Source organism: Brevundimonas sp. EU05-FHT14B11 (assembly GCF_058790835.1).
On the sequence record NZ_JBYTCY010000003.1, the window covers coordinates 522,030 to 547,900 of the forward strand.

30 protein-coding genes are annotated in these 25,871 nt (G+C 69.0%); 14 read left to right on the plus strand and 16 right to left on the minus strand.

All coding sequences use genetic code 11. The features are described from left to right. Positions 1–81: 81 nt before the first annotated feature. Together phbB and AC3WRV_RS15865 are read left to right on the plus strand one after the other, a co-directional pair. Positions 82–807: an acetoacetyl-CoA reductase gene (phbB, locus tag AC3WRV_RS15860; protein WP_291833328.1), complete on the plus strand. Its 726-nt coding sequence runs from the start codon at positions 82–84 to the stop codon at positions 805–807. A 100-nt stretch (positions 808–907) separates the two neighbouring features. After that, positions 908–1,675 (plus strand): DUF4908 domain-containing protein, encoded by a 768-nt coding sequence (locus AC3WRV_RS15865; protein WP_492314003.1) that lies wholly within the window; start codon positions 908–910, stop codon positions 1,673–1,675. Here AC3WRV_RS15865 and gloB read toward each other — a convergent pair. Beyond that, positions 1,665–2,393, minus strand: coding sequence for a hydroxyacylglutathione hydrolase (gloB, locus tag AC3WRV_RS15870; protein ID WP_492314004.1), 729 nt, complete (start codon positions 2,391–2,393; stop codon positions 1,665–1,667). The genes AC3WRV_RS15865 and gloB overlap by 11 nt on opposite strands. Before the next feature lie 45 nt (positions 2,394–2,438). Between gloB and AC3WRV_RS15875 the strand changes: the two genes are divergently transcribed. From AC3WRV_RS15875 to AC3WRV_RS15895, 5 genes are all read left to right on the plus strand, one after another. Beyond that, positions 2,439–3,182, plus strand: coding sequence for a class I SAM-dependent methyltransferase (locus tag AC3WRV_RS15875; protein WP_492314005.1), 744 nt, complete (start codon positions 2,439–2,441; stop codon positions 3,180–3,182). A gap of 24 nt (positions 3,183–3,206) precedes the next feature. Further along, positions 3,207–3,707, plus strand: a complete 501-nt coding sequence (locus AC3WRV_RS15880; protein ID WP_492314006.1) for a SixA phosphatase family protein — start codon at positions 3,207–3,209, stop codon at positions 3,705–3,707. Next, on the plus strand, positions 3,704–4,060 hold the full coding sequence (locus tag AC3WRV_RS15885) for a DUF952 domain-containing protein (protein ID WP_492314007.1): 357 nt from the start codon (positions 3,704–3,706) through the stop codon (positions 4,058–4,060). Before AC3WRV_RS15880 ends, AC3WRV_RS15885 begins: the two co-directional genes overlap by 4 nt. Further along, positions 4,051–5,088, plus strand: a complete 1,038-nt coding sequence (locus AC3WRV_RS15890) for a quinone-dependent dihydroorotate dehydrogenase (RefSeq protein WP_492314008.1) — start codon at positions 4,051–4,053, stop codon at positions 5,086–5,088. The genes AC3WRV_RS15885 and AC3WRV_RS15890 overlap by 10 nt, the downstream gene beginning before the upstream one ends. Positions 5,089–5,154: 66 nt before the next feature. Then, positions 5,155–7,098: an ATP-binding protein gene (locus AC3WRV_RS15895; protein ID WP_492314009.1), complete on the plus strand. Its 1,944-nt coding sequence runs from the start codon at positions 5,155–5,157 to the stop codon at positions 7,096–7,098. On the opposite strand, the gene AC3WRV_RS15900 is transcribed toward AC3WRV_RS15895, so the two are convergent. Then, entirely contained in the window at positions 7,059–7,505 is a 447-nt protein-coding gene (locus tag AC3WRV_RS15900; RefSeq protein ID WP_492314010.1) for a very short patch repair endonuclease, read from the minus strand. The genes AC3WRV_RS15895 and AC3WRV_RS15900 overlap by 40 nt on opposite strands. A gap of 153 nt (positions 7,506–7,658) precedes the next feature. Then, positions 7,659–8,144: a peroxiredoxin gene (locus AC3WRV_RS15905; RefSeq protein ID WP_291833302.1), complete on the minus strand. Its 486-nt coding sequence runs from the start codon at positions 8,142–8,144 to the stop codon at positions 7,659–7,661. Positions 8,145–8,270: 126 nt separating this feature from the next. Here AC3WRV_RS15905 and AC3WRV_RS15910 point away from each other — a divergent pair, with 126 nt between their 5' ends. Beyond that, positions 8,271–8,840 carry a YqgE/AlgH family protein gene (locus AC3WRV_RS15910; RefSeq protein ID WP_492314011.1) on the plus strand — a complete coding sequence of 190 codons (570 nt, stop codon included), beginning with the start codon at positions 8,271–8,273 and terminating at the stop codon, positions 8,838–8,840. On the opposite strand, the gene AC3WRV_RS15915 is transcribed toward AC3WRV_RS15910, so the two are convergent. The 3 genes from AC3WRV_RS15915 to AC3WRV_RS15925 are packed head-to-tail and all read right to left on the minus strand — an operon-like array spanning position 8,837 to position 11,510. After that, entirely contained in the window at positions 8,837–9,229 is a 393-nt protein-coding gene (locus AC3WRV_RS15915; RefSeq protein WP_492314012.1) for a hypothetical protein, read from the minus strand. The two genes, AC3WRV_RS15910 and AC3WRV_RS15915, sit on opposite strands and share 4 nt — an antisense overlap. Further along, entirely contained in the window at positions 9,226–10,893 is a 1,668-nt protein-coding gene (locus AC3WRV_RS15920) for a putative bifunctional diguanylate cyclase/phosphodiesterase (protein WP_492314013.1), read from the minus strand. The genes AC3WRV_RS15915 and AC3WRV_RS15920 overlap by 4 nt, the downstream gene beginning before the upstream one ends. Positions 10,894–10,919: 26 nt before the next feature. Further along, entirely contained in the window at positions 10,920–11,510 is a 591-nt protein-coding gene (locus AC3WRV_RS15925) for a GNAT family N-acetyltransferase (protein ID WP_492314014.1), read from the minus strand. A gap of 131 nt (positions 11,511–11,641) precedes the next feature. Between AC3WRV_RS15925 and AC3WRV_RS15930 the strand changes: the two genes are divergently transcribed. Next, positions 11,642–12,622 carry a DUF2268 domain-containing putative Zn-dependent protease gene (locus AC3WRV_RS15930; protein ID WP_492314015.1) on the plus strand — a complete coding sequence of 327 codons (981 nt, stop codon included), beginning with the start codon at positions 11,642–11,644 and terminating at the stop codon, positions 12,620–12,622. Here AC3WRV_RS15930 and AC3WRV_RS15935 read toward each other — a convergent pair. The 9 genes from AC3WRV_RS15935 to coxB form a co-directional block, all read right to left on the minus strand. Next, entirely contained in the window at positions 12,619–13,830 is a 1,212-nt protein-coding gene (locus AC3WRV_RS15935) for a M16 family metallopeptidase (protein WP_492314016.1), read from the minus strand. The genes AC3WRV_RS15930 and AC3WRV_RS15935 overlap by 4 nt on opposite strands. Before the next feature lie 50 nt (positions 13,831–13,880). Continuing rightward, positions 13,881–14,621, minus strand: a complete 741-nt coding sequence (locus AC3WRV_RS15940; RefSeq protein WP_492314017.1) for an SURF1 family protein — start codon at positions 14,619–14,621, stop codon at positions 13,881–13,883. Beyond that, positions 14,614–15,003 (minus strand): DUF983 domain-containing protein, encoded by a 390-nt coding sequence (locus tag AC3WRV_RS15945; RefSeq protein ID WP_492314018.1) that lies wholly within the window; start codon positions 15,001–15,003, stop codon positions 14,614–14,616. Before AC3WRV_RS15945 ends, AC3WRV_RS15940 begins: the two co-directional genes overlap by 8 nt. After that, on the minus strand, positions 15,000–15,908 hold the full coding sequence (locus AC3WRV_RS15950; protein WP_291833274.1) for a cytochrome c oxidase subunit 3: 909 nt from the start codon (positions 15,906–15,908) through the stop codon (positions 15,000–15,002). The genes AC3WRV_RS15945 and AC3WRV_RS15950 overlap by 4 nt, the downstream gene beginning before the upstream one ends. Positions 15,909–15,960: 52 nt before the next feature. Continuing rightward, positions 15,961–16,527, minus strand: a complete 567-nt coding sequence (locus AC3WRV_RS15955) for a cytochrome c oxidase assembly protein (protein ID WP_291833270.1) — start codon at positions 16,525–16,527, stop codon at positions 15,961–15,963. Then, entirely contained in the window at positions 16,524–16,703 is a 180-nt protein-coding gene (locus AC3WRV_RS15960; RefSeq protein WP_492314019.1) for a cytochrome c oxidase system small membrane protein, read from the minus strand. Before AC3WRV_RS15960 ends, AC3WRV_RS15955 begins: the two co-directional genes overlap by 4 nt. A gap of 4 nt (positions 16,704–16,707) precedes the next feature. Further along, entirely contained in the window at positions 16,708–17,667 is a 960-nt protein-coding gene (gene cyoE / locus AC3WRV_RS15965; RefSeq protein WP_492314020.1) for a heme o synthase, read from the minus strand. 76 nt (positions 17,668–17,743) lie between these two features. After that, positions 17,744–19,408, minus strand: coding sequence for a cytochrome c oxidase subunit I (ctaD, locus tag AC3WRV_RS15970; RefSeq protein WP_492314021.1), 1,665 nt, complete (start codon positions 19,406–19,408; stop codon positions 17,744–17,746). A 23-nt stretch (positions 19,409–19,431) separates the two neighbouring features. Then, entirely contained in the window at positions 19,432–20,436 is a 1,005-nt protein-coding gene (gene coxB / locus AC3WRV_RS15975) for a cytochrome c oxidase subunit II (protein WP_492314022.1), read from the minus strand. Positions 20,437–20,680: 244 nt separating this feature from the next. On the opposite strand from coxB, the gene AC3WRV_RS15980 reads away from it, so the two are divergent. The 5 genes from AC3WRV_RS15980 (at position 20,681) to AC3WRV_RS16000 (ending at position 24,771) form a co-directional block, all read left to right on the plus strand. Beyond that, positions 20,681–21,043: a PadR family transcriptional regulator gene (locus AC3WRV_RS15980; protein WP_291839731.1), complete on the plus strand. Its 363-nt coding sequence runs from the start codon at positions 20,681–20,683 to the stop codon at positions 21,041–21,043. Then, positions 21,043–21,615, plus strand: coding sequence for a DUF1700 domain-containing protein (locus AC3WRV_RS15985; protein ID WP_291839733.1), 573 nt, complete (start codon positions 21,043–21,045; stop codon positions 21,613–21,615). The genes AC3WRV_RS15980 and AC3WRV_RS15985 overlap by 1 nt, the downstream gene beginning before the upstream one ends. 14 nt (positions 21,616–21,629) lie before the next feature. Continuing rightward, positions 21,630–22,406 carry a GIN domain-containing protein gene (locus tag AC3WRV_RS15990; protein WP_492314023.1) on the plus strand — a complete coding sequence of 259 codons (777 nt, stop codon included), beginning with the start codon at positions 21,630–21,632 and terminating at the stop codon, positions 22,404–22,406. Positions 22,407–22,572: 166 nt separating this feature from the next. Next, positions 22,573–24,003, plus strand: a complete 1,431-nt coding sequence (gene tldD / locus AC3WRV_RS15995) for a metalloprotease TldD (RefSeq protein ID WP_492314024.1) — start codon at positions 22,573–22,575, stop codon at positions 24,001–24,003. Positions 24,004–24,096: 93 nt separating this feature from the next. Further along, entirely contained in the window at positions 24,097–24,771 is a 675-nt protein-coding gene (locus AC3WRV_RS16000) for a hypothetical protein (protein WP_492314025.1), read from the plus strand. A 56-nt stretch (positions 24,772–24,827) separates the two neighbouring features. Here the strand turns inward: AC3WRV_RS16000 and AC3WRV_RS16005 are convergent, their stop codons facing one another. Next, entirely contained in the window at positions 24,828–25,796 is a 969-nt protein-coding gene (locus AC3WRV_RS16005; RefSeq protein WP_492314026.1) for a TraB/GumN family protein, read from the minus strand. Between the last annotated feature and the right edge of the window lie 75 nt (positions 25,797–25,871).

The following is a 25,871-nucleotide window of genomic DNA, read 5'->3' on the forward strand; positions in this document are numbered from 1 at the left end:
CAACGGCGCGCGGGCTAAAGCGTATCCATGCGGCAGGCGGTCCGCGTCAGAGACCGCCGCTCAAGGGAAAAGGAAGCGCATATGGCACGCGTCGCACTGGTCACGGGCGGAACCCGCGGTATCGGCAAAGCCATCGTGCAGCGGCTGAAGGAGGACGGCATGGCCGTCGCCGCCGGCTATTCGGGCAATACCGAAGCCGCCGAGGCCACGGCCCGCGAGCTGGGCGTGATGGTGGTGAAAGGCAATGTCGGCTCCTATGACGACTGCGCCCGCGCCGTCGCCGAGGTCGAGGCCGAGCTGGGGCCCGTCGACGTGCTGATCAACAACGCCGGCATCACCCGCGACGGCTTCTTCCACAAGATGAGCGCCGACCAGTGGTCGGACGTCATCCGCGTGAACATGGACAGCGTCTTCAACATGACGCGCCACGTGATCAACGGCATGCGCGACCGGGGCCACGGCCGAATCGTCAACATCTCCTCGATCAACGGCCAGAAAGGCCAGATCGGCCAGACCAACTATTCCGCCGCCAAGGCCGGGATGATCGGCTTCACCAAGGCGCTGGCGCTGGAGAACGCGCGCAAGGGCGTGACCGTGAACTGCATCGCCCCAGGCTACATCGACACCGAGATGGTGGGCGCGATGGACGAGAAGGTCCTGGCCGGAATCATCGCCCAGATCCCGGTCGGAAGGCTCGGAAAAGGCGAGGAAATCGCCGACATGGTGTCCTGGCTTGCCGGTGAACGTGCCGGATATGTCACAGGCTGCACCCTGTCGCTGAACGGCGGTCAGTATCTGGTCGGCTGATCCGATCCCTGCCCAAAATCCGCCGCGTGACGACTGCACCAAGTCAGCCATGGAGTTGACGGCAAGGGTCAGAATGGCGCGCGGGCCGCTTCCGACCGTGATGGCGCTTGCCATCGCGGCGGCGGCGTTGCTGTCCGCTGCATTCACCGCGCCCCAGGTCTTCGCCCAGGAACGCGGCAACGCCCAGGCCGAGCAGAGCCAGGCGCTGCGCAGCCGGGGTGGCGCCAATCACGCGCCACCGCCCGTCGGACGATACATATCGGAATCGGGCGAGGCCTTCACCCTGGACCGGTCGGGGCAGCGCCCCCTGCTACGCTTCGATCGCCGCGACGAGACCTGGGTGCTGCGCCCCACCGCCGCGCCGCGCGGGGACGTCATCTACCGCAACGACGCCGGCCAGCAGATCCTGCGCTTGACGCCCGGCGGCGGCATGACGGTCTTCACCAGCCGCGCGCCGGGCGGGTCGCCCGTCTCGCTGACGGGACCGGGTGAAGCGCTGACCCAGCCGTCGCTGGGGCCGGCGCAGCTGTTCCAGCTGATGACGCGCCGCAGCGCCATGATGAGCCAGACCATGGGTCGGCTGATCGAGATCAATGTCGACACCGATGCGGACGCCGAAGGCCTGACCGTCGAAGCCCTGATCCTGTCGACCGACGCGGTGCTGCGCATCGCCCGCTCGCCGACGGGCCGGTCGTCGCTGAACCAGTTGCGCCGCATCGTCATCGTTCAGGGCGGCAGCACGGCGGTCACCTATGTGCGGGGCGAACTGCGCATCGTGGTCGCCCCGACGCAGGGCGTCGCGGGGCGTCCATCGTCCGCGCGGGTGATCCGCGCCTTCCTGCCGCAGGACCCGACGCCTAACCGGTAAAGCCGTCCTTGGCCGCGCGCCGGGCCGCGAAGTCCGCGGCGTCCGCCGCCCGCAGGAACGGATTGAAGGCCTTCTCCGAACCGATGGTCGTGGGCACGGTGGGCTGGCCCCGTTCGCGCATCGCCATGATCTCGGCGGCGCGCGCCCGCATCTCGGGCCGGTCGTCGAGGCTGAGGGCGAAGCGCGCGTTGGCGGCGGTGTACTCATGCGCGCACCAGACTGTCGTCTCGTCCGGCCAGACGGCCAGCGTCCGCAGGCTGTCCCACATCTGGTCCGGCGTGCCCTCGAACAGGCGGCCGCAGCCGAGAGTGAACAGGACGTCGCCGACGAAGGCCTGACCGTCCGACGGCGCGCGATAGACGATGTGGCCGAGCGTGTGCCCCGGCGCGTCAGACACCTCCAGCACCGTCTCGCCCAGCATCACCGTATCGCCGCCGCGCACCACGCGATCCAGCGGCGCGGCCTTGCGCACCTCCTCCGGGCCGACGATCTCGCAGCCGGTCTCGGCCTGCAGGGCGGCGTTGCCCTGGGTGTGGTCGGGGTGCCAGTGGGTGTTCAGGATCAGGTCCAGCCGCCCCCAACCCGACCGCTCCAGCTCCGCCAGTATGGCCGCCGCGTCGGGCGTATCGACCGTCGCGACGATTCCGGTCGCCGTGTCGCGGACCAGGAAGCCGTAGTTGTCGTTCAGGCAGGGGAAGAGGCGGATTTCGAGGGTCATGACGGCATTCTGGCAGCCGCTCCCCGGCGGGTCTATGCTGGCCCCATGCGGCGCAGCATCGAGGACCTGAGGATTTTCTACGGCGAGCCCGCGGGCGCGCTGGCCCGCCGACTGCTGGCCCGCCGGCTCGAGGACGCGTGGGGCGAGGCCAGCAACTGCGACGTGCTGGGCCTGGGCTATGCGACACCGTGGCTGGAGGCCTTCATCGGCGCACGCCGGGTGGTCGCCGCCATGCCGGGCGGTCAGGGCGTCGAGCTGTGGCCGCAGGCGGGCAAGAACCGCACCGTGCTGGTCGAAGACCGCCGCCTGCCCTTCGCCGCCGGATCATTCGACCGCATCCTGATGGTCCATGCGCTGGAAGAGGCCGAGGACGCCCAGGCGCTCATGCTGGAGGCGGTGCGGGCGCTGGCGCCGGCGGGCCGGGTCATCCTGGTGGCGGCGGCGCGCGGCGGCCTCTGGGCGCGGTCCGAGAACACCCCCTTCGGCCACGGACGGCCCTTCACCCGTCGCCAGCTGGAACGGCTGGTGCGCGAGGCCGGGCTGGAGCCGACGGCCTGGTCCCAGACCCTGTATGTGCCGCCGTGGGGTCCGCTGCTGCCGCTGGCCGACGGGCTGGAACAGATCGGCAAGCATGTGCTGCCCGGAGCCGCCGGCGTCATCCTGCTGGAGGCCACCCGCCAGGCCTACGCCAGGGCCCGTCCCGGCGGGGCGGTGGCCACCGTCCCGGTGCGGAACTCCGCACTGCAGCCGCAACCGGCCTCGCGCGCCCGGCGTGATCTGGCCGAATAGGCCGAACACCCGTAAAGGCGGCCCATGCAGCGACTGATCCTGATGCGCCACGCCGAGGCGGAACGGGCGAGCGGCTCCGGCCGTGATCGCGACCGCGACCTGTCGGCGCGTGGCCGGAGCGACGCCGCCCTGATGGGCCGCGCCCTGGCGGCCAGGGGCGTGCGCCCGGATCTGGCGCTGGTCTCCCCCGCCTCCCGCACCCGTCAGACCTGGGCCCTGGTCCACGACGCCATGGGCGATGTCGAGGTGCGCGACGACGAACCGCTCTACAACGGCTCGGCCGATACGCTGCGCCGTCATATCGAGGCGGTCGAGGACGAGGCCGGTTGCCTGCTGGTGGTGGCGCACAATCCGGGCGTTCACCTGCTGGCTGTCGAATATCTGATCGAGAGCGCCGCCTCGCCGTCCGTGCTGGACCGGATGAGCGGCGGCTTCCCGCCGGGGGCCGCGGCCCTGTTCACGGTGGATGTGGCCGGGCGCTGCACCTTCGAAGGCTTCCTGCAGCCGCGGGACATCGCCGAATGAGCGAGATCGCCTACAAGCTGGTCGACCACGCCGAGTGGGAGCTCGCCCGTCTGGACGGCGCCTATGCCGGGTCGGCGGTCGATCTGAAGGACGGCTACATCCACATGTCCAGCGCGGCCCAGCTGGCCGAGACGGCGCGCCGCCACTACGCCGGGCGTGGCGACCTGCTGTTGATCGAGGTGGACCTGGCGGTTCTGGGCGAGGCGCTGAAGTGGGAAGCCTCGCGCGGCGGCGATCTGTTTCCACACCTGTACGCCCCGCTGCCCGTTTCCGCCGCCCGCGACGAGCGTGGCCTGTCGGTGGATGCGGACGGGATCATGCGATTCGAAGACGGAGCCGTCGGATGGCCCTGACCGACCTCGGCGCGGCCCTGTTGCGCCGCCTGGATCCCGAGATGGCCCACCAGCTGGCGATCAAGGCGCTGCAGGTCACGCCCCTGCCCGCGCCCGGCGCCGACGATCCCGTGCTGCACACCCGTCTGGCCGGGCTGGACCTGCCCAATCCGGTCGGGCTGGCGGCGGGTCTCGACAAGAACGGCGAGGCCCTGCACGGGCTGGCGCGCCTGGGCTTCGGCTTCGTGGAATGCGGCTCGGTCACCCCGCTGGCCCAGCCCGGCAATCCGAAGCCGCGCCTGTTCCGGCTTAGTGAAGACCGGGCGATCATCAACCGGATGGGCTTCAACAACGCCGGGCTGGAGGCCTTCGCGGACCGACTGGCGCGCCGCCCGAAGACGGCGGTGATCGGGGCCAACCTCGGCGCCAACAAGGATACCGAGGACAAGGCGGCCGACTATGTCGCCGGTCTGGTTCGGCTGAAGGGTCTGGCCGACTACGTCACCGTCAACGTCTCCTCGCCCAATACGCCGGGCCTGCGCGCCCTGCAGGGCCGAGCAGCGCTGGACGACCTGCTGGGGCGGCTGGCGGCGGCCCGCGGCGAGGACCCGACCCCCGTCTTCCTGAAGATCGCGCCCGACCTGACCGCCGACGAGATCGGCATGATCGTCGAGGCCAGCCTGGACCACGGCCTGGACGCCCTGATCGTCTCCAACACCACGCTGGACCGCCCCGACAGCCTGCGCTCGCCCGACAAGGGCGAGGCCGGCGGCCTGTCGGGCGCCCCGCTGCGGGCGCGGGCGCTGGACGCGCTTCGCGCCGCCGCCGACGCCTCCGCCGGTAAGCTGCCCCTGATCGCGGTCGGCGGCATCGATTCCGGGGCCGAGGCCTGGGCCCGGATCCGCGCCGGCGCCTCGGCGATCCAGGTCTATTCCGCCCTGATCTACGAGGGGCCCGGCCTGGTGTCGCGGATCAAGCGCGACCTCGCCGCCCGCCTGCGCGCGGACGGCTTCTCCACCGTCTCGGAGGCCGTTGGAACGGGCCGTTGACGGACCGTTAGGGCAGACGCGTCATGGTGGAAGGAAGGGCGAGTACGCCCATCCTCGGGGAGACGCATGGCGAACACCGGCGCCAGCAACACGACGCCGATGACCGATCCATGGGTCATCGCCATCCGCCAGCGTCGCAAGGCGCTGTTGCAGCGTCTCGGCATGGCCGCCGCCAGCGCCCTGGTCTTCAGTCCCCTGATCGGCTGGAACATCAGCGTCGGATGGGTGCTGGGCTACTTCCTGGTTCAGGGCCTGGACCTGTGGGCCTTCGCCCCGATCATCGGCGGCCGCGCCCAGAAGCTGACCGGTTTCCGCGCCCTGGCCGGCGATCTTCTGCTGTTCGTCAACGCGGGCTATTTCGGCAGCCTGTCCGTCCCGCTGTGGCTGATCGGCGGTCCGATGGGCGGGGTCTGCGCGGCCATGCTGCTGTCGGCGGGCGCCATCTATTCGATGATCAATGCGCCGCGTTCCATGCGCGTGCTGATCCTGACGGTCACGCCGCAGTTCCTGTACCTGACCTCCATCCCCGTGTTCATGGCCCTGTTCGGCGGCTCGACCGGCTTCGTGACCGCCGCGGCCATCGCCGTGGGCGTCTTCATCACCTACTGCCTGTCGACCTGGCAGCGGATGAACGAGGCGCGCACCGCCGAGAGCGCCGCCCGGATCGAGGCCGAGCAGAAGCGTATCGACGCCGAGCGCATCATGGACGGCCGCAGCGCCTTCCTGGCGACGGTCGGCCACGACCTGCGCACCCCCATCAGCGCCATCCTGACCGGCGCGGCAGAGCTGGAACGGGGGGCCAACGACGGCTCCGCGCGCGCTCAGGCCCGCCTGATCAGCGACGCCGGTTTCATGATGAAGGCCTTGCTGGACGATCTGCTGGATCACGCCAAGCTCGAGGCCGGCCATATGACCGTGGACGCGGTCGATTTCGACCTGCGCGAACTGCTCAACCAGACCGTCCGCCTGTGGCGCGGACCGATGCGGGCCAAGGGCCTGAAGTTCCGCGTCGAGGGCGCGGCCACCATGCCCGCCTCGGTGCGCGGCGACCCGATGCGCCTGCGGCAGGTGCTGAACAACCTGATCTCCAACGCCATCAAGTTCACCGACAAGGGCGCGATCACTCTGCGCCTGAACGGCTGGACCGAGGAGCCCGGCGGCTATGCCGTCCTGATCGAGGTGGTCGACACCGGCCCGGGCATGACCGCCGCGCAGGTGGCCCGCCTGTTCACCCCCTTCGACCAGACCATGGACGGGGTCAGCGCGCGTCACGGCGGCACCGGCCTGGGCCTGTCGATCAGCCGGCAGCTGGCGGACCTGATGGACGGCCGTCTGACCGCCCGCAGCCGCCCTGGCGAGGGCGCCCGCTTCACTCTGGCCCTGCGCCTGGCGCCGGGAGAGATGACCGAGGCGGTCACGCCCGGCCTGGATCAGGAAAGCCGCGACGCCGTCGCCCGCGTCCTGTCGAACCGGCAGGGCCCCGCCGCCCCCGCCGTCGCGCCCCGCCCCCTGGAGACGGCTCGCCCCGCTCCGGCTCCCGTCGCCGCCGAGGCCGCACCCGAACCGATCGCGGACGAGGCCTATGACGACGAGGACGAAGGCCGTCCGATGCGGGTGCTGGTGGTCGACGACCACGACATCAACCGCCGCGCCATCCAGCTGATCCTGCAGCCGCTGGGCTGCGACATCGCCACCGCCGCCGACGGCATGGCGGCGCTGAAGATCTGCGAACAGACCGCCTTCGACCTGATCTTCATGGACGTGCGGATGCCGGAGCTGGACGGGCGCGAGACGACGAAGCGCATCCGCGCCGGAAACGGCCCGAATGCGGGCGTGCCGATCATCGCGGTGACCGCCGACACCTCGCCCGAGGACATCGCCGCCTGCACCGCCGCAGGCATGACCTATTTCGTGCCCAAGCCGATCACGCCGCCGATGCTGCTGGGCGCCATCACCCATGTGATGACGGATCAGGGCGACGCGGACGATATCGAGACGGCCGCCGCCTGATCGCGCACGGCCGCCAGCAGGCGGTCGGGACAGTCGGACGCCTTCATCGCGCATTCCCAGACTGTGACGACCCGCCAGCCCAGCGTCTGCAGCGCCTCCGCGTTGACGGCGTCGCGGGCGCGGTTGCGGTCGATCTTGGCGATCCAGTAGGCGGCGTTGGCCTTGGGCTGTCTGGACCCGCGCGGGCAGTCATGGCCATGCCAGAAACAGCCGTGGACGAAGATGACGGTCCGCCGCCCCTTCATGACCACGTCCGGCCGGCCCGGCAGGCCGGCGCCGCCCAGCCGATAGCCGATCCCGGCCGTGCGCAGGATGCGGCGCACGGCCAGTTCGGGCGTGGTGTCCTTCCCCTTCACGCGGCGCATCACGGCGCTGCGCTTTTCCGGGGTGAAGACGTCGGTGCTCACATTTCCATTCCGCTCGTCCCGGCGAAAGCCGGGATCCAGCGCTTTGGAAGACCGGTCCTGCCCGGAAGGCTCACTCTCCGAGCCTGAAGCTCCGGCCTCAGGCTGGACAGAACTGGATCCCGGCTTTCGCCGGGATGAGCGGATCATTGGGTTTCAGAGCTGCGCCAGCAGGTGCTCGGCCGAGGACACCTTGAACTCGCCGCCCTGCTCGATGTTCAGCTGTTCGACGACGCCGTCCTTGACCAGCATCGAGTAGCGTTGCGAACGCTCGCCCATGCCGAAGCCCTTGGCGTCCAGCGCCAGGCCGAGCTGGCGGGTGAAGTCGCCGTTGCCGTCGGCCAGCATCAGGATGTCTTCCTTGCCGATGCCCTGGCTGTCGGCCCAGGCGCCCATGACGAAGGCGTCGTTGACCGACACGCAGGCGACGGTGTCGACGCCCTTGGCGGCCAGGTCTTCACGGTGATCCTTGAAGCCGGGCAGGTGGCGGGCCGAACAGGTCGGGGTGAAGGCCCCCGGAACGGCGAACAGGGCCACGGTCTTGCCCGCGAAGATGTCGTCGGTGCTGACCGGCTTGGGGCCGTCGTCGGTGGCCCGGGTCAGGTTGGCCGAGGGAATACGGTCGCCGATCTGGACGGTCATGGCAGGCTCCTGGAAGGAAGATGAGGATCAAACTCCCGGACCAGATAGGCGTTGCCGAGGGCCGCGCCAACCGCCTGCGTCCACGCCGCGCTTGCGCCGCCGCCCTCGCGTGCCGATCATAAGGGCATGGACGACTTCCAATCCCTCGTCGGACGCCTGCTGGTGGCCATGCCGGGCATCAGCGACCCCCGCTTCGAGCATGCGGTGATCCTGGTCTGCGCCCACGGCCCGGACCACGCCATGGGCCTGAGACTGGATCGCCCCGCGCCGGGCGTGGACCTGAAGGCCGTCCTGTCCAAGCTGGACACCCCCGCCCCGGACGGCGCCGCCGCGCGCAAGGTGCTGGTAGGCGGTCCGGTGGAGCGGGAACGCGGCTTCGTCCTGCACACCGACGACTGGATGATGGAGGACGCCTCGATGCCCTTCGGCGAGGGTCTGGCCATGACCGGCACGCGCGAGGCGCTGGCGGCCATGGTCGATCCGCTCAAGGGGCCGCGTCAGTCGATCCTGCTGCTCGGCTATGCGGGCTGGGGCGACGGGCAGCTGGAGGATGAGCTGGTCGAGAATGTCTGGCTGACCGCCGACGCCGATCCGGGCCTGATCTTCGACACCGACTACGACGCCAAATGGGCGCGGGCCGTGGCGACGCTTGGCGTCGATCCGGCGCAACTGTCAGGGCAGGCGGGGCGGGCCTAGAGCCTCACGCCCTCGCATTTCGACAGCAGCCAGCGCGCGCGATCCGTCAGCGCGGTCTCGCCGGACGCGACCTCTTCGACGCTGACGCCTGTCCATTTTCGCGAGTGCCGCATGAGGACTGCGACCCTCCCATCGACCCGGCCGTCGACCCGACCGCACCACAACCTGGTCCGGCGCCGCTGAGATCCATCGGAATCGATGAAATTCGGCCCTTCGGCGAGGTGGATCACAGCCTCGCCGAAGGAAGGGTCATTTTGCCGAAGCGCGCGCTCGACAGGCCCCGCGCCCGAGTTGGTCCACTTTTCCCAAGCGCCCCACCCGACAAGGCCGAGAGCCGCGACAATACCCAGGATGCGCAGCCATCCCGGGGTCTCGTCTCCGATCATCAAGCCGACCGAGCCTTGATCGGCGCCGTCCCATCAGCGAGGGACTCGTTCAGATAGACCTCGGCCTCCTGCGCGGGCAGGGCCTGAGCGTAGCCGAAGCCTTGCCCGTAGTGACACTGGGCCTCAAGCAGCAGCTTGGCGAGGCCGGCGTTCTCGACGCCCTCGGCGACGACTTCCAGCGACAGGTCGCGGCCCAAGTTGACGACCGATTTGACGATCTTGGCCGAGCCCTCGTCCTTGTCCATGGTCAGAACGAAGTAGCGGTCGATCTTCAGCGTGTCGAACGGCAGCTTGGCCAGATAGCTGAGCGACGAGAAGCCGGTGCCGAAGTCGTCCAGCGCCAGCGAGGCCCCGGCGTTGCGCAGCTTGGTCAGCGTCTCGGCGGCGCGGGTGGTGTCGCGCATGATGTCGCCTTCGGTGACCTCCAGCTTCAGCGCGCCCTTGGGCAGGCCCGCCTCGCTGATGATCCGCGAGACGTCTTCGACAAGATTGGCCCGCTCGATCTCGCCGACCGACAGGTTGACGCTGCAGAACAGCTTGCCCGCCGACGGGTGTCGGGCCAGCCATTCGGCCAGCTGCCGCGCCGAGGCGGTCATCATCAGCAGGCCCAGGTCGTTCATCAGGCCCATCTCGTCGGCCAGGCCCAGGAATTCATCCGGCGGGACCATGCCGCGCTTGGGGTGACGCCAGCGGGCCAGAGCCTCGAAGCCCGCGACCGCGCCCGTGTTGAGGTTCACGATCGGCTGGTAGAAGGGCTCGATCTCGCCGCGCACGAAGGCGTTGCGCAGGTCCGCTTCCAGCGCCAGGCGGGACAGGCTGTCGCTCTCCAGCGCGCGGCCATAGGCGGCGATGCCGCCGCGCCCGGCGGTCTTGGCCTGTTCCACCGCCAGTTCGACCCGGCGCAGCAGTTCGGCGGGATCGGCGGCGTCGGGGCCGCCCTCGACGGTCACGCCGCCGATGGAGACCGTCGGATAGATGTCGAAACCGGCGACGCGCAGCGGCTGTTCCAGCGCCTCGCGCAGGCGTTCGGTCGCCGCGCCCGCGCCGCGCGGGACCAGGATGGCGAACTCGTCCTCCCCGATGCGGGCGGCGTTGGAATCGTGCGGGAAGGCGGCGTTCAGGCGCGAGCCCAGCGCGGCCAGCACCAGGTCCGCGCGTTCATGGCCCAGGGCCTCGTTGAGACGGCGCAGGCGGTCGACGTCGGCCACCACCAGCTCGAACTCGCCCATCTGGGTCAGGGTCTCGCCGGCGCGCGACAGGAAGGTGCGGCGGTCCAGAAGGCCGGTCAGGTGATCGCGGTGCGAGGCGGCGAACTTGGTTTCCAGGGCCACGACGCCGGCGGCGCGCAGGCCGTCTTCAAGCCAGACCCCTCGCCAGATACAGGTCTCGGAATCGCGCATGCGCAGGCGAACGGCGACCTCGGTCCCCTCCTCCTGCGGCTTGAGAATCTTTTCAGCCAGCGCCCGGTCCTGCGGAATGGCCACGGCGGTGAAGGCGGCGCCCGAGCATTCGGGGGCCAGCGGACCCAGCCCGAGGGCCCGCGTCGCGCCCGTGAACCGCATCTGATCCTCGGCGGGCGTCCAGATCCACAGCGCGGCATCGGCGGCGGCCAACGCCTCAATGGCGGTCGTCGCGTCCCAGGCCAGACTTCTGGAGCGAGTGTTCACGCGCCGCGGTTCTCCGGTGCACGGCGTCAGCCGGCGCGCCCGGCCCCGTCATTCACGCGGCCGAACAGGAGATGATCTGCCCAACCGCCGTTAATTTTGAGATAAGCCCGCGCCCGGCCCTCATGCTCGAAGCCCGACTTCTCCAGCACCCGGCGCGAGGCCATGTTGTGCGGCACGCACGCCGCCTCGACCCGATGCAGGTTCAATTCGTTGAAGGCGAAGCTGACGAGGGCGCGCACCGCCGCCGTGGCGTGGCCCTGCCCGGCGAACCGGCGGCCGATCCAGTAGCCGATGGTGCCGGTCTCGGCGACGCCGCGCCGGACGTTCGACAGGGTGACGGCCCCCACCAGCGTTCGCCCGTGATCGGTGAAGATGAAGAAGGGCCAGGCGTTCCCGGCCTCCAGCTCGCGCTGGTAGATCGCCAGCCGCCGCTTGAAGGCCGCGCGGGTCAGGTCGTCCTCCGGCCAGGTCGGCTCCCACGGCTGGAGATAGGGATAGGACTCCTGCCGCAGCATGGCCCAGGCCTCATGGTCGGTCGAGCGCGGCGAGCGCAGGATGACCCCCTCGCCCTCCACCACGGGTCCGCCCGCGTCGCTGATCCAGTCCAGAAGCGCCATGACCTAAGAATAACCCGCTCGCGGCCGCCTTGGCGACGGTTTCGGCGCTGGATTTGGGCGAAATTACCGGAGTTTCATTTGACGGCGCGGCCAGTCATCGGCCCCTAGCGCGGGACGTCGCGGGAGATCAAATGACCAGAGCGCTGCTTTTCGCCACCCTGCTGATGGCCTTGGGGCCGTCGACGGGCGCCCTCGCCCAGGCCCCTGCCTCGCCGGGCGCGATCGTCGTCGTCGATGACGACGTGGCGCGGTTCTGGACCGCCTATGACGCAGTGCGCGGCATGGCCGATCCTGTGCAGCAGGAGGCCGAGTTCCAGCGCCTCTATATCGACCAGGGCACGCCTGGCCTGCGCGCCTTCATGGAAGCCAAGGGCTACAGCGCCGCCAGCTATGTCGCCGCCATCAACGCCTACCCCCGCTACTGGGACACCGTTCGGCCGCGCACGGCGCTGGCCGCCGGCGCCCTCGTCCGGCTCGAGGGGCACCTGGATCGCTTCCGCGATCTCTATCCGGACCTGCGGCCGGCCGGCATCTATTTCGAGGTCGGGGCCCTGCGCTCGGCGGGCACGACCCTGGACGACAAGGTGCTGCTCGGCGTCGAGATGGCCACCGGAGATCAGAGCGTCGACACCTCGCAGATGTCGGCCGGACTGCAGAGGTTCTTCGCCGGATATTTCGCCAGCAACCCGCTCGCCAACCTCGACCTGCTGGCGGTGCACGAGGTGGTCCACACCCAGGAGCGCGGCGAGCGCCAGACCCTGCTGGCCCAGGCCGTGTACGAGGGCGTGGCCGACTTCGTCGCCGAGCAGGTCACCGGCCGCATGCCCGACCTGGCCTATGTGACCTACGGCCCGCAGAACGACGCCGCGATCAAGGCGGCCTTCCGCCGGGACATGATGGCCAACGACTACAGCGGCTGGCTCTACAACAGCACCGACAACGCCTTCGGCGTTCGCGACCTGGGCTATTACGTCGGCTACGCCATCGTTTCGCGCTACCATGCGCGCGCCGCCGACAAGCCCGCCGCGATCAAGGCGATGATCGAGCTGGACTTCGGGGATCAAGCCGCGGTTCAGCGCTTCGTCGACGCCTCCGGCTATTTCGCTGACTAGCTGAAAAGAGCGTCCCTGAACGCCACGCCCGCCGGGGCGGCGGCCTTGGGACCCAGCACCGCCGTGGCGGCCAGGCCGGGCGCCAGGCACCCGGCGGCGGCGGCGCGGACGTCCTCGGCGGTCTGGGCCAGGGTGCGGTCGGCCATGGTCTGGGACGCGATCGGCGCGCCGAACAGCAGCACCTGAGCCGCGGCCCGGCCCGCACGAGCCGCCGGGCTCTCGTCCGACATCCACAGCCCGGCGTTCAGCACCGCCTTGGCGCGCGACAGCTCGGCGGCCGTGGGACCGGTCTCGGCCAGCGCCTTCAGCTCGGCGGCGCAGACCTGGGCCAGTTCCACGGCCCGGTCGGCCGAGGCTCCGGAGTATATGCCCAGGACGCCCGCGTTCTCATAGGGCTCATGATAGGCGTCGATGGCGTAGGCCAGTCCCCGCTCCTCGCGGGCGCTCTGGAACAGGCGCGAGGCCATGCCGCCGCCCAGGATCTCGCTCATCAGCCGGGTGGCCGCATAGGCCGGATCGACCGCCGACGGGGCGGGCAGTTGGAAGACGATGTTGGCCTGTTCGATCCGCCGGGTCAGGGCCGCCGCGCCGCCGGTGAAGCGGGGCGTCTCGGGCTCTTCCGCCGGGGTGGCGACCTGATCGCCGAACCAGCGCTCGGCCAGGGCCAGCAGCTCGGCCTCATCTACCGCGCCGGACGCCGCCACCACCATGCGGTCGGGGGAATACAGGCGGGCGCGCCAGACGCCGATGGAAGCGCGGTTGATCGGCTTCAGACTGGCCACGGAGCCCAAGATCGGACGTCCCAGCGGCTGGCCGGCGAAGGCGCGCGTCTGGGCCATTTCGAAGACGTGGTCGTCGGGCGTGTCGAAGGCTTCGGCGATCTCCTGCGCCACCACGTCCTTTTCGCGCACGATCTCGGCGGGATCGAGCATGGGGCGGAAGACGAGGTCGGAGAGAACCTGCATGGCCAGCGGCAGGCCGCCCTCCAGCGCCCGCACCTCGAAGCTGGTGCGCTCATAGCCCGTGGCGGCGTTGATCGAGCCGCCTTCGGCCTCGATCCGCTCGACGATCTCCCGCGCGCCCATGTCGCCCGCGCCCTTGAACACCAGATGTTCGAGGCAGTGGGACCAGCCCGAGGTGGCCTCGCTTTCCCACTTGGCCCCGCCGCGCACGGCGACGGTCAGGGCGAGGGTGCGCAGACCCGGCATGGGATCGCAGACGACGCGGACGCCGTTGGACAGGGTGTGGAGGGTGGCGGTCAGGAAGAGCTCTTTTCAGTGTCGCTGGACGGCGTCGAGGGGCGCAGCTTGCGCCGAAGCAGGGCCACGTAGGTTCCCGCGAGCGCCAGCGCCAGTCCGAACCATGTCAGGGCGTAGCCGAGGTGGTTGTTGGAGAAGGCCGCCGGCGGGGCCGAGGGCTGCAGCGCCTGCCATTCCGGATTGGTCGAGGACAGGGCGTAGAGGGTGCGCGGATCGACGGCCTCCGTCACGCCCAGCGCCCGGGCCATGGCGACGGTGTCCCGGGCGTAGAAATGCGTCCCGCTGACGGCCGGGGCCATGGGGCCTGGCGGCGGCGTATGGCGCACCTCGACCGTGACCTCCAGCGGCGCCCCCGAGGCGGCGACCGGCGGGCGGGCGGAGATGGTGTCGGCGATGAAGCCCCGATCGACCAGGAAAGTCGAACCGGCGCCCTCGGGACGGCAGGCCGAAACCAGCCGCACGCCGACCTGTCCCTCCTGAATGGTCTGGAGTTCGACGAACGGGGCCGTGGCCAGCCCGCCACAGACGATGATCGCCTTGCGGAATTCCGGATCGGCGGCGGCCAGGACGGCGGACAGGGGCTGCGGCGCGGCGGTCGCGGCGGCCTCGGCCTCCGCGATCAGGGCCTCTTTCCACTGCAGGCGCTGCACCTGCCATGTCCCCAGCGCGCACAGCAGGACCAGCGACAGTCCGGAGGCGATGGTCAGCCCCCAGGGGAAGCGAACGCGGGCCTCAGCCATGGTTCGCCTGCCCGGCCTTGTTGCGCATCTGGAGGGCGATCATCACGCCCTTGCCCGGGCGCATCAGCCCGATCGACAGCCCGGCCACCAGCGGCAGGGCGATCAGCAGCAGGAGCCAGATCGGCGGGTTCCAGGCGATCATGGCGAACAGGGCGCCGAAGACCACGATGCCGCCCGCGATCTGCATGATGAAGATGGCCGCGCCGTCGCCGGTGTTCAGGCGGCTGTAGTCGAAGCCGCAGGCCTCGCACCGGTCCACCACCTTGAGAAAGCCCGCATACAGCGGCGCCTGATCGCAGTTGGGGCAGCGGCAAAGCAGACCGGCGCGGATCGGGTCGATCCGCGCCGGTTGATTGTTCAGACCTGAGGGCCCGTCGATCACCCGAAGGTGACGTAGACGAAGGCGAACAGGAACAGCCAGACCACGTCCACGAAGTGCCAGTACCAGGCGGCCGCCTCGAAGCCGAAATGCTTCTCGGGGGTGAACTGGCCGGCCAGCAGGCGCAGCAGGCACACGATCAGGAAGATGGTCCCGATCAGGACGTGGAAGCCGTGGAAGCCCGTCGCCATGAAGAAGATCGAACCGTACAGGCCCGAGTTGATGGCTTCTTCGTTGAAGAACAGGTTCTCGTGGATGATGTGGCTGTACTCGTAGACCTGGACGGCGGTGAACAGCACGCCGAGCGCGATCGTGATGATCAGGCCGATCTTGGTGGCCTTGCGATCACCCTGCGCGATGGCGTGGTGAGCCCAGGTCACGGTCGTGCCGGACAGCAGCAGGATGACGGTGTTCAGCAGCGGCAGCTGCCAGGCGTCCAGGGTCTCGATGCCCTTCGGCGGCCAGGTCGACCAGGCCTTGGCGGTGTCTGCCCAGGCGCCGACTTCCGGAATGTGGGCGCGAGCCTCATTGAAGATGCTCATTTCGAAGAACATCCAGAAGAAGGCGGCGAAGAACATCACTTCCGAAGCGATGAACAGCAGCATGCCGTAGCGAAGACCGATCGAGACGACCGGGGTGTGATCGCCCTGGCGGCTTTCCTTGATCACGTCGGCCCACCAGCCGAACATCGACACCAGCACGCCGGCCAGACCGGCGACGAACAGGACTTTGTCGCCCTTGGCCAGCAGGGCCCCGGCGACCGGACCGGCGTCAGCCGACGCCAGCCCCTTCATCCAGACGACCGCGCCGATCATCATGATCGTGACGGCGATCGAGGACACCAGCGGCCAGGGGCTGGGGTTCACCAGGTGATAGTCGTGATGCGGAGTCGCGTGGGCGTCGGCCATCTGTATCTCTTGAACGGTCGAGAGTCGTATTGGGGGCAGGCTATAGCGCCCGCTATCCGGCCGCGCCAGAGGGCGAGACGCCGTTTACGGCCTGCTGGAACCGCTCGGTCGGATAGAAGGTGTAGCTGAGGGTGATTTCGGTCACGCCGCGGCTCTCGCGGTCGGTCGCCATTTCGGGCGCCACGAAATACTGGACCGGGAATTTCATGGTCGCGCCGGGCTGGATGATCTGCTCGTCGAAGCAGAAGCACTGCAGCTTCTGGAAATAGGGTCCGGCGCGCTCCGGCACGACGTTGTAGGCCGCCTTGGCGCTGATCGGCTTGTCCGAGGTGTTGGTCACGTCGAAGAAGGCCATGCCCGTTTCGCCGATGCGGACGCGCTGGGTCACCTGCTCGGCCCGGAAGGTCATGGGCAGGTCGCGGACGTTGGTGTCGAAGCGGACCAGCACCGTCTGGTCCAGCTGGACATCAGGAGCCCGCTCGGCCTTCTTGACGGTGCCGTCGAAGCCGGTGACCTGGCAGAACATGCGGTACAGCGGCACGGCGGCGAACGACGCGCCCGTCATCCCCATCACGCCCAGCACGCAGACGATGGCGACGGCGTTTCGCGACAGCTTCATTGGGCGTAGCCCACCGGCTGGCCGGCGGCGACGGCCGCCTCGCGGGCGTCCAGGTTGCGCTTGAGGTTCAGCACCGTGACGCCGAACACCAGGATCATGAAGCCCACCAGCACCCCGGCGATGGCCAGGTTGCGCTTCTTGCGGGCGGCGAGTTCTTCAGGGGTCAGGCGGCGCATGGGCTTACAGTCCCGGGGTAAGGCTCTCGACCAGCAAGGCGGCGAACAGGGCCATCAGGTACAGGATCGAGAAGGCGAACAGGTTGCGCGCCGGTTTGGCCTCGGCGCGGACGTCATACAATGCGGCCTCTCGCCCCACGGCCTCGGCCTTGTCGGGCTGATCGCCGGCGCGCGAGCGCCACAGGCGGACGGCCAGCAGCAGGAAGCCGAGCCCGCCGACCAGCGAGACCACCAGATAGATCAATCCGCCCAGCCCCGTCAGGCCCGGCGCGATCGCCGCGGGCAGGAACAGCAGGGTGTAGATCAGGATCTGCAGCCGGGTGCTCTTGGCGCCCCGGGCCACCGGCATCATCGGAATGCCGGCCTTGGCGTAGTCGCCGGCCGAATACAGGGCCAGGGCCCAGCTGTGCGGCGGGGTCCACAGGAAGATGATCAGGAACAGCAGCCAGGCCTGCCACGGGGCCTGGCCGGTGGCCGCCGCCCAGCCGATCACCGGCGGCAGCGCGCCCGCAGCCCCGCCAATGACGATGTTCTGGGGCGTCCGGCGCTTCAGCAGCAGGGTGTAGAAGACGGCGTAGTAGAGGATGGTCAGCAGCAGCAGGCCGCCCGCCAGCCAGTTGGTCGTCATGCCCAGCAGCATGACCGAGAAGACCGACAGGACGACCCCGAAGGCCATTGCATCGTTCTTCCGGACGCGGCCCGCCGCGACCGGCCGGCCGCGCGTGCGCCGCATCAGGGCGTCGGTTTCGCCCTCCAGCGCCATGTTCAGGGCGCCGGCCGCCCCCGCGCCGACGGCGATGCACAGCACGGCGATGGCGGCCGAAATCCAGTCGATGGCGCCGTGGGCCACGACCAGGCCGGTCACGGCGGTGAAGATCACCAGCGACATGACGCGCGGCTTCAGCAGCTGGAAGAAGTCTTCCGGCTGGGCCGTGGAGATCGTGGACGGGGCGGTGTCGGTCATTGCGCTTCTAACGGTTGAGGGCCGCCCCTTATGAAGGAGCGGCCCCCGATTGTCGTTCCGGCCGGGGCCGGTCGTCCTAGTGCTCGTCGCTCTTGACCACCGGCAGTTCGTTGAACTGGTGGTGCGGAGGCGGCGAGGACAGGGTCCACTCCAGCGTCGTGGCGCCTTCGCCCCACGGGTTGGCTTCACCCTTGCGGCGACGGATGGCGGCTTCGGCCAGCATGACCAGGAAGACGACGACGCCGACGACGGTGATCGCGTAACCGATCGACGAGACGTGGTTCCACAGGGTGAACGCGTCCGGATAGTCGATGTAGCGGCGCGGCATGCCCTGGAGGCCCAGGAAGTGCTGCGGGAAGAACACGAGGTTCACGCCCACGAACATGATCCAGAAGTGCAGGCAGCCCAGGAACTCGTTGTACTTCACCCCGAACATCTTCTCGAACCAGTAGTAGAAGCCCGCGAAGATGGCGAAGACGGCGCCCAGAGACAGCACGTAATGGAAGTGAGCCACGACGTAGTAGGTGTCATGCAGGCTGTAGTCGATGCCGGCGTTCGACAGGACCACGCCGGTCACGCCGCCGACGGTGAACAGGAAGATGAAGCCGATCGCCCACAGCATGGGCGTCTTGAAGCTGATCGATCCGCCCCACATAGTCGCGATCCAGCTGAAGATCTTCACGCCCGTGGGCACGGCGATGATCATGGTGGCGGCGATGAAGTAGGCGCGCAGGTTCACGCTCATGCCGACCGTGTACATGTGGTGCGCCCACACGATGAATCCGACGAAGCCGATGGCGACCATGGCGTAGGCCATGGCGAGGTAGCCGAAGATGGGCTTCTTCGAGAAGGTCGAGACGATGTGGCTGATGATGCCGAAGCCCGGCAGGATCAGGATGTACACCTCGGGGTGGCCGAAGAACCAGAACAGGTGCTGGAACATGACGGGGTCGCCGCCGCCGGCCGGGTTGAAGAAGCTGGTGCCGAAGTTGCGGTCGGCCAGCAGCATGGTGATGGCGCCGGCCAGGACGGGCAGCGACAGCAGCAGCAGGAAGGCGGTGATCAGCACCGACCAGGCGAACAGCGGCATGCGGTGCAGGGTCATGCCCGGCGCGCGCATGTTGAAGATGGTGGTGATGAAGTTGATCGCGCCGAGGATCGACGAGGCGCCCGCGACGTGCAGCGAGAAGATCGCCAGATCCATCGCCGGGCCGGTGTGGCCGGTGGTGGAGAGCGGCGGATAGATCGTCCAGCCGCCGCCGAAGCCGCGGCCCGGGCCGCCATCGACGAACATCGAACAGATCAGCAGCACCCAGGCGGCGACCAGCAGCCAGAACGAGATGTTGTTCATGCGCGGGAAGGCCATGTCCGGCGCGCCGATCATGATCGGAACGAACCAGTTGCCGAAGCCGCCGATCATGGCGGGCATGACCATGAAGAAGATCATGATCAGGGCGTGGGCCGTGACGACGGCGTTATAGCCGTGCTTGGACTGCTCGATCAGACCCATCAGCTGGATCGACGAACCTTCCTTGAAGATCTGGATGCCCGGCTCGGCCAGTTCCCAGCGGATCAGGCCGGACAGGGCGCCGCCCACGATGCCCGCCATGATGGCGAACAGCAGGTACAGGGTGCCGATGTCCTTGTGGTTGGTGGACAGGAACCAGCGGGTGAAGAAACCCGGCTTGTGGTCGTGATGCCCGTCGTGGTCGTGGGCGAGGTTTTCGGCTGCGGTGGCCATGTCTTTGGGGCTCTCGCGTATCGTTACTGGGCGGCCGGAGCGGCGGCGGGAGCCGCAGCCGGGGCCGGCGTGGCCGCGGCGGGCGCGGCAGGGGCGGGAACGGCGACAGCGCCGTCGGCGACGGTGGGCGCGCCGGTGGTGCCGGCGGCGGCCTGGGCGGCGGTGCCGCCCGGAGCTTCAGCCGCGGTCTTCGGCGTCATGGAGCCGCCCTTGCTGGTCACCCAGGCTTCAAACTCAGCCTGTGTCACCACGCGGATCTCGATCGGCATGAAGGCGTGATCGACGCCGCACAGCTCCGAGCACTGGCCATAGAAGGTGCCCGTGCGATCAGCGCGGAACCAGGTCTCGTTGACCCGGCCCGGGACGGCGTCGACCTTCAGGCCGAAGGCCGGCAGGGCGAAGGCGTGGATCACGTCGGCGGCGGTGACCAGGACGCGGACCGTCTTGCCCACCGGCACCACGATCGGCTCGTCGGCGGCCAGGCGGTAGACGTCATGCGACAGGCCGCGCTCGGCCAGCTTGTCCTCGGGCAGCATGTTCGAGACGTACTCGGCGATGCCCTGGTCCGGATATTCATAAGCCCAGTTCCACTGGTTGCCCGTGGCCTTCACGGTCAGGTCCGGCGTCGGCATGTCGTGATAGGCGAACAGCAGGCGGAACGAGAACAGCGAGATGCCCACTAGGATCAGCACCGGGACGATCGTCCAGATGACCTCGATCATGGTGTTGTGGCTCCACTTGGCGGGAACCGGATTGGACTTCTTGTTGTAGCGGATGACGATCCAGATGATCAGGCCGAGCACCAGCAGGGTGATCAGCGTGATGATCGGCATCAGGATCAGGTCGTGGAAGTGGTGCGCCTCGACCTTCAGCGGCGACGCCGCCGGTTGAAGCCCGATACCGCCCGGCGTCGGCTGACCCATGCGCTCGGGTCCCGAAGCCAAAGCCGGCGTGGCGGCGAAAACGGCCAGGCTCAGGGCGGTGAGTCCACCACCGACGATCGCCCGGGCGCGCGTGCCCATCCCCATGCGAGACATCCTCATAAAACCGTTTCTTCGCAATCATTTGCGAGTGAATCGCAAACAAGCGCCGGGACACAGCGGCCCGCGGCGGTACATCGGGCGGTCCATATCGCCCCCTCCCTCACTTGCCAAGCGTCCCGACCGTTCCGCGACGTTCGGGCGCCGGATTAAATCGCATTCATGTTTCGCCAGCTACCTTGCAGCGCAAGATACCTTGCAGTATCCCATCGACATCACAGGAGACGTTGATGTGCCTGAAACCATAGAGATCCAGTTGAAGAAGGGGGTGCTGACGCTGTGCGTCCTGGCCCTCCTGAACCGGCGCGAAAGCTACGCCTACGAGATCGCGTCCACCCTGTCGGACGCCATCGATATGGGCGAGGGCACCATCTACCCGCTGATGCGGCGGATGCAGTCGGACGGCCAAGTCGAGACCTATCTGGTCGAATCGTCCTCCGGGCCCTCGCGCAAATACTACCGACTCACCGACGCCGGTCGCCGGGCCCTCGCGGCCCAGACCGCCGAGTGGCGCGCCTTCGCCCGCGCCGTCGAAACCATTGTGGACGTTCCGGCCGAACCGGCTGCGCCGTCCGCCCAAGAGGGAGCTGAATAATGACGAGGGACGAATTCATGGGCCGGTTGCGCCGCGGGCTGGTGGGCCTTCCCACCCGGGCCGCCGGCGACATCGCGTCCGACTATGAGCAGCATTTCGACGACGGGATCGCTGACGGCCGCTCCGAAGCCGAAGTCGCGGCCGCCCTCGGCGATCCCGACCGTCTGGCCCGCGAGCTGCGCGCCGAAGCCGGCGCCCGTCGCTGGGACCAGGAACAGAACCCCGCCGCGGCGGCGGGCGCCATCTTCGGGCTGATCGGCCTGGGCGCCATCGACATCCTGATTCTGCTGCCGATCGTCTTCCCGGTGTTCGGCGCGGTGATCGCGATGCTGCTGAGCGGCGTCGCGGTCTTCATCGCCGGCGGCTTCGTCGCTGTGGCCGGATCCTTCTTCGGCGGGCCCGGAGGCGTGCTGGCCGCCCTTCTGATGGGCGTGGGCCTGATGGGCCTGGGCATCTTCATGGTGGGCCTGATGGCCCTGCTCACCAAATGGCTGATCGACGCGACCGTCTGGTACGCCCGACTGCACTACCGCGTGCTGAAGCCCGCGCTCGACAACCAGAACCAGGCCTGAGGGAGGGACCTGACATGATCCGCAATCTACTGGTCATCACCGGCGTGGGCTTCGTCCTGGCGCTGGTCGGCATCGGCGGCTCCATGGCGCTGGTCGGCAACGACGTCCGACGCAACGACTGGACCTGGGTCGTCACCGACGACGAGGCCGGCGACTCCGGCTTCCACCTGGAACGGGGCGAGGTCTCGCCGGAAACCGTCCGCACGATCGAATGGACCGGCGGCGAGCGCCTGTCCGTCGATATCCCCGGGCAAGTCACCTACATTCAAGGCGACCAGCCGGGCATCCGCATCACCGGGCCGAAGGACGCCGTCGACAAGGTTCGCTTCTCCGACGGCCGTCTGATCATGCTCGACGACGACCGCAGCGAGCGCGGCTACATCCGCTGGACCGGCACGGGCATCCGCGTCTGGAGCGAGACCGAGGCCCTGCGGGTCGAGGTCACGGCCCCCGCGGTCCACACCTTCGAAATGGGTGAACACGGCCGGCTCAAGATCCGCGGCTACGATCAGCCGACCCTCGACGTGACCGTCAACGGCAACGGCGAGGTTGAGGCGGACGGCCGCGCGCCGAAGGTCACCGTCACCGTCAACGGCGACGGCGATACGGACCTGCGCCGGCTCGAGGTCGTCGACGCCAAGGTGGACCTCACGGGCCGCGGCGATGTGACGGTCGGCCCGACCGGCCGCGCCGATATCGACATCTCCGGCCACGGCGACGTCACCCTGACGCGCAACCCGGCCCAGCTGAACCAGTCGATCACCGGCTGGGGAGACGTCGACCTCGACTGACCCTAGCCGCCCCTATCCCTCCTCGTCGTGGTGGAGGGCGGCCGCTTCGGCGGCCGGAGCGGGGATGGCCGCTGCTCCCTCGTCGCGCCATCCCCGCTTCATTCGCCGCGCCCCGTGCGCGGCGAAGACCGTGACGCGGCGCATCTAAGTCCCTATCTCTGCCGCCATGACCGTCCTCGTTTCCCCGCCCGCCATCCTCGACAGCGCCGAGGTCGGCGCCGACGAAGCCCTCTCGATCCTCCAGGACGCCCTGACCGGAGCCGATGACGGCGAACTGTTCCTCGAACGCTCCGAATCGGAATCGCTCGTTTTCGACGACGGCCGCCTGAAGTCCGCCGCCTATGACGCGACCGAGGGCTTCGGCCTGCGTGTCGTCGCCGGTGAAACCGCCGGCTACGCCCACGCCAACGAGATCAGCGGCCCCGCCCTGCGCCGCGCCGCCGACAGCGCCGCCCTCGCCCGGGCCGGCCACGCCGGGATCGCCGCCGAGGCCCCGCAGGCGACCAACCGCAAACTCTATGACGAGGTCGATCCCCTCGCCTCCCCCGCATTCTCCGACAAGATCGCCCTGCTGGCCGAGATCGACGCCTGGGCCCGCGCCCGCGATCCGCGCGTGGTGCAGGTCTCGGCCTCGCTGGTCGGCGAGCATCGCCAGATCGAGATCCTGCGCGGCGACGGCCGACTGATGCGCGACATGCGTCCGCTGGTCCGCCTGAACGTCTCCGTCACCGTCGAGAAGGACGGCAAGCGCGAGAGCGCCTCCTCGGGGGCCGGCGGGCGCGCCGGCTTCGAGACCTGGATCGCCCCGGCCCGCTGGCAGGGCCAGGTCGATGAGGCCCTGCGTCAGGCCCTGGTCAATCTGGAAGCCGTCGATTGCCCGGCGGGCGAGATGGACGTGGTCCTGGGCGCAGGCTGGCCGGGCGTGCTGCTGCATGAGGCGATCGGCCACGGCTTCGAAGGCGACTTCCACCGCAAGGGATCATCGGTCTTCACCGGCAAGATGGGCCAGCGCGTCGCCGCCCCGGGCGTGACCGTGGTCGATGACGGCTCCATCGCGGGTCGCCGCGGCTCCCTGACCATCGACGACGAAGGCACGCCGACCTCGCGCACCGTGCTGATCGAGGACGGGATTATGGTCGGGCTGATGCACGACCGGCTGTCGGCGCGTCAGCTGAACGCCCGCGCCACCGGCAACGGCCGCCGCCAGTCCTTCGCCCACATGCCCATGCCGCGCATGACCAACACCTTCATGGAAGGCGGCAAGGACTCCAAGGCCGACATGATCGCCTCGACGAAGCGCGGCCTCTACGCCGCGAACTTCGGCGGCGGCCAGGTGGACATCACCAACGGCAAGTTCGTGTTCCAGTGCACCGAGGCCTATCTGATCGAGGACGGTCGGATCACCGCCCCCGTCCGCGGCGCCACCTTGATCGGCGACGGGGCCACGGCGCTGACCCAGGTGCAGATGATCGGCGACGACTTCGAGTTCGATCCCGGCGTCGGCGTTTGCGGCAAGGCCGGCCAAGGCGTCCCCGTCGGCATCGGCCAACCCTCGCTGAAGATCGCCGGACTCACGGTCGGCGGCACGGCGGTCTGAGGCGACGCCGCCGGGCGTTTCATGGTAGAGCTTCCCTTGACGGTTGCATGAACGATCGCACTCGCGGTCGCGGCCCGTCCGGGGAGACGTTTCATGAAGGCCGCCCTCTCTCAGTACGAAGTCGATATCCAGATGACGCCGGCCACGCTGGAGGCGCTCATGGCGAGCGGCTACGCGCTGTCGGCCTTCAAGGCCGTCCAGACCACGGTCAACGGCGCCGCGCCTCTGCTGTGGTACCAGACCAGCCGACTGCTGATGACCACCTCCATCACCTGGCAGGAACAGTATCAGGCCTATGCCTCGACCAGTCAGATCATCGCCCACGGAATGATCCGGCCCAATTCGACGACCGACATCGGCCTCGGCCAGACCGCTCAGGTCGGCGCCAACGGCGCCATGACCGCTACGGATGGAGGAACGCCCGCCGCGATCTCCATCCTGAACCAGGCCAGTCAGCCGTGGACTTGCGGCGTTTCGCAGGTGGTCGAGAACCAGGCGAACCCGGTCTGCGCCGTACCGCTCTACGGGAACATGCTCGACGTCATCGCGCCGGTGGAGCAGGTCCTGCTGATGCTCTCGGCCATGTCGGTCAACACCGGCACCGTGATCTATCAGGCCTATGCCCCCGGCGTGCTGATCGACCTCAGGGGCGCCGCGCAGCGCACGGTCCAGTTCGACATCAACAACGGCTGGAGCTGGGACAGCGGGACATGGGCGCGGTCGGTGGCGTCCAACACTGACCTCGTGCCCCTGCTGATCCAGCAGTGAGGCGACGAACGGGCCAGTCCGCTCTCGCCGCGCCGCCGATCACATTCTGAGCCGGATTACCGGGACCGCCACTCCGGTCCTACGATCTCGAAGCCGCGGGCCTTCAGGCTGTCCAGCACACCGCCCTCTTCGGCCAGCAGGCGTACCGGCGCGACGCCCATCGTCGTGCCCGGCGAGATCATGGCCGTCTCCACCGCCGCCGCCCATTGCTGGTGCAGCTGGGGAGCCAGCTCGGGATCGCCCCACGGCCAGCAGACGTTCAGCGCCTGTTCGATCGGCGAGTTGACCACCTCCGGCACGCGGAAGGCGCGCCAGTCGATCGCGCGGTCACGCGACGACTCGGGCCCGGCCTCGGCGGCGGCGATGGCGCGCTCGACGCACGGCACATGGACGCTCTGGGGCGCCGAGATCAGGCTTTCGACCAGTTCGTCGCCCCGCACGGTGCCGACCGGACGCATGTCGATGCGGGCGCGGCGGCCGGCGCGGCGCACCACGTCCACCGCGTCCTGCGCCTCGCCCCCGGCGCGGAAGCCGGCCTTGTCCTGCATCAGGTCCAGGCTGGTGAAGAGCAGGCTCTGGGTGCGCCAGTTCTGGTTCCGCTCGTCGGCCATCAGCGCGTCAAGCCGCGCCTGATACTCGGGCGACAGCCAGGTCGCCGTGGTCTGCCCCTGTGGCATCCGCCCGATGGTCCGTGCGCGCCAGATGACGCGCAGGATATCGCTGAACGACGCCCGGCCCTCCTGAGGCAGCAGGATCAGGTCCGCCTTGGCGGTCGCCTGCTCCAGCGCATCGGGATGCCAGGTGACGTCGCGCGGGATGGCGCGGATCGAGCCCACCAGGATCAGGGTCGAATCGCCCCGTGTGATCGTCCACATCGGCGCGCCCGAGCGACGGGCCAGCACCACGACCTCATCCAGCTCGGTCGCTTCCTGCGAAGCGGGGGCGGAGGGCGTCTGCGCCAGGGCCGGCGATGCGGCGGCAGTCAGAAGCAGAAGGGAGACGGCAACGGCGACGACGGCTTTCACGAACTCACCCGTTAGACTTGATGAAGAGAAGTATTGGATAGACCAGATCAGAACATAAAGATGACAGCCCTGTAA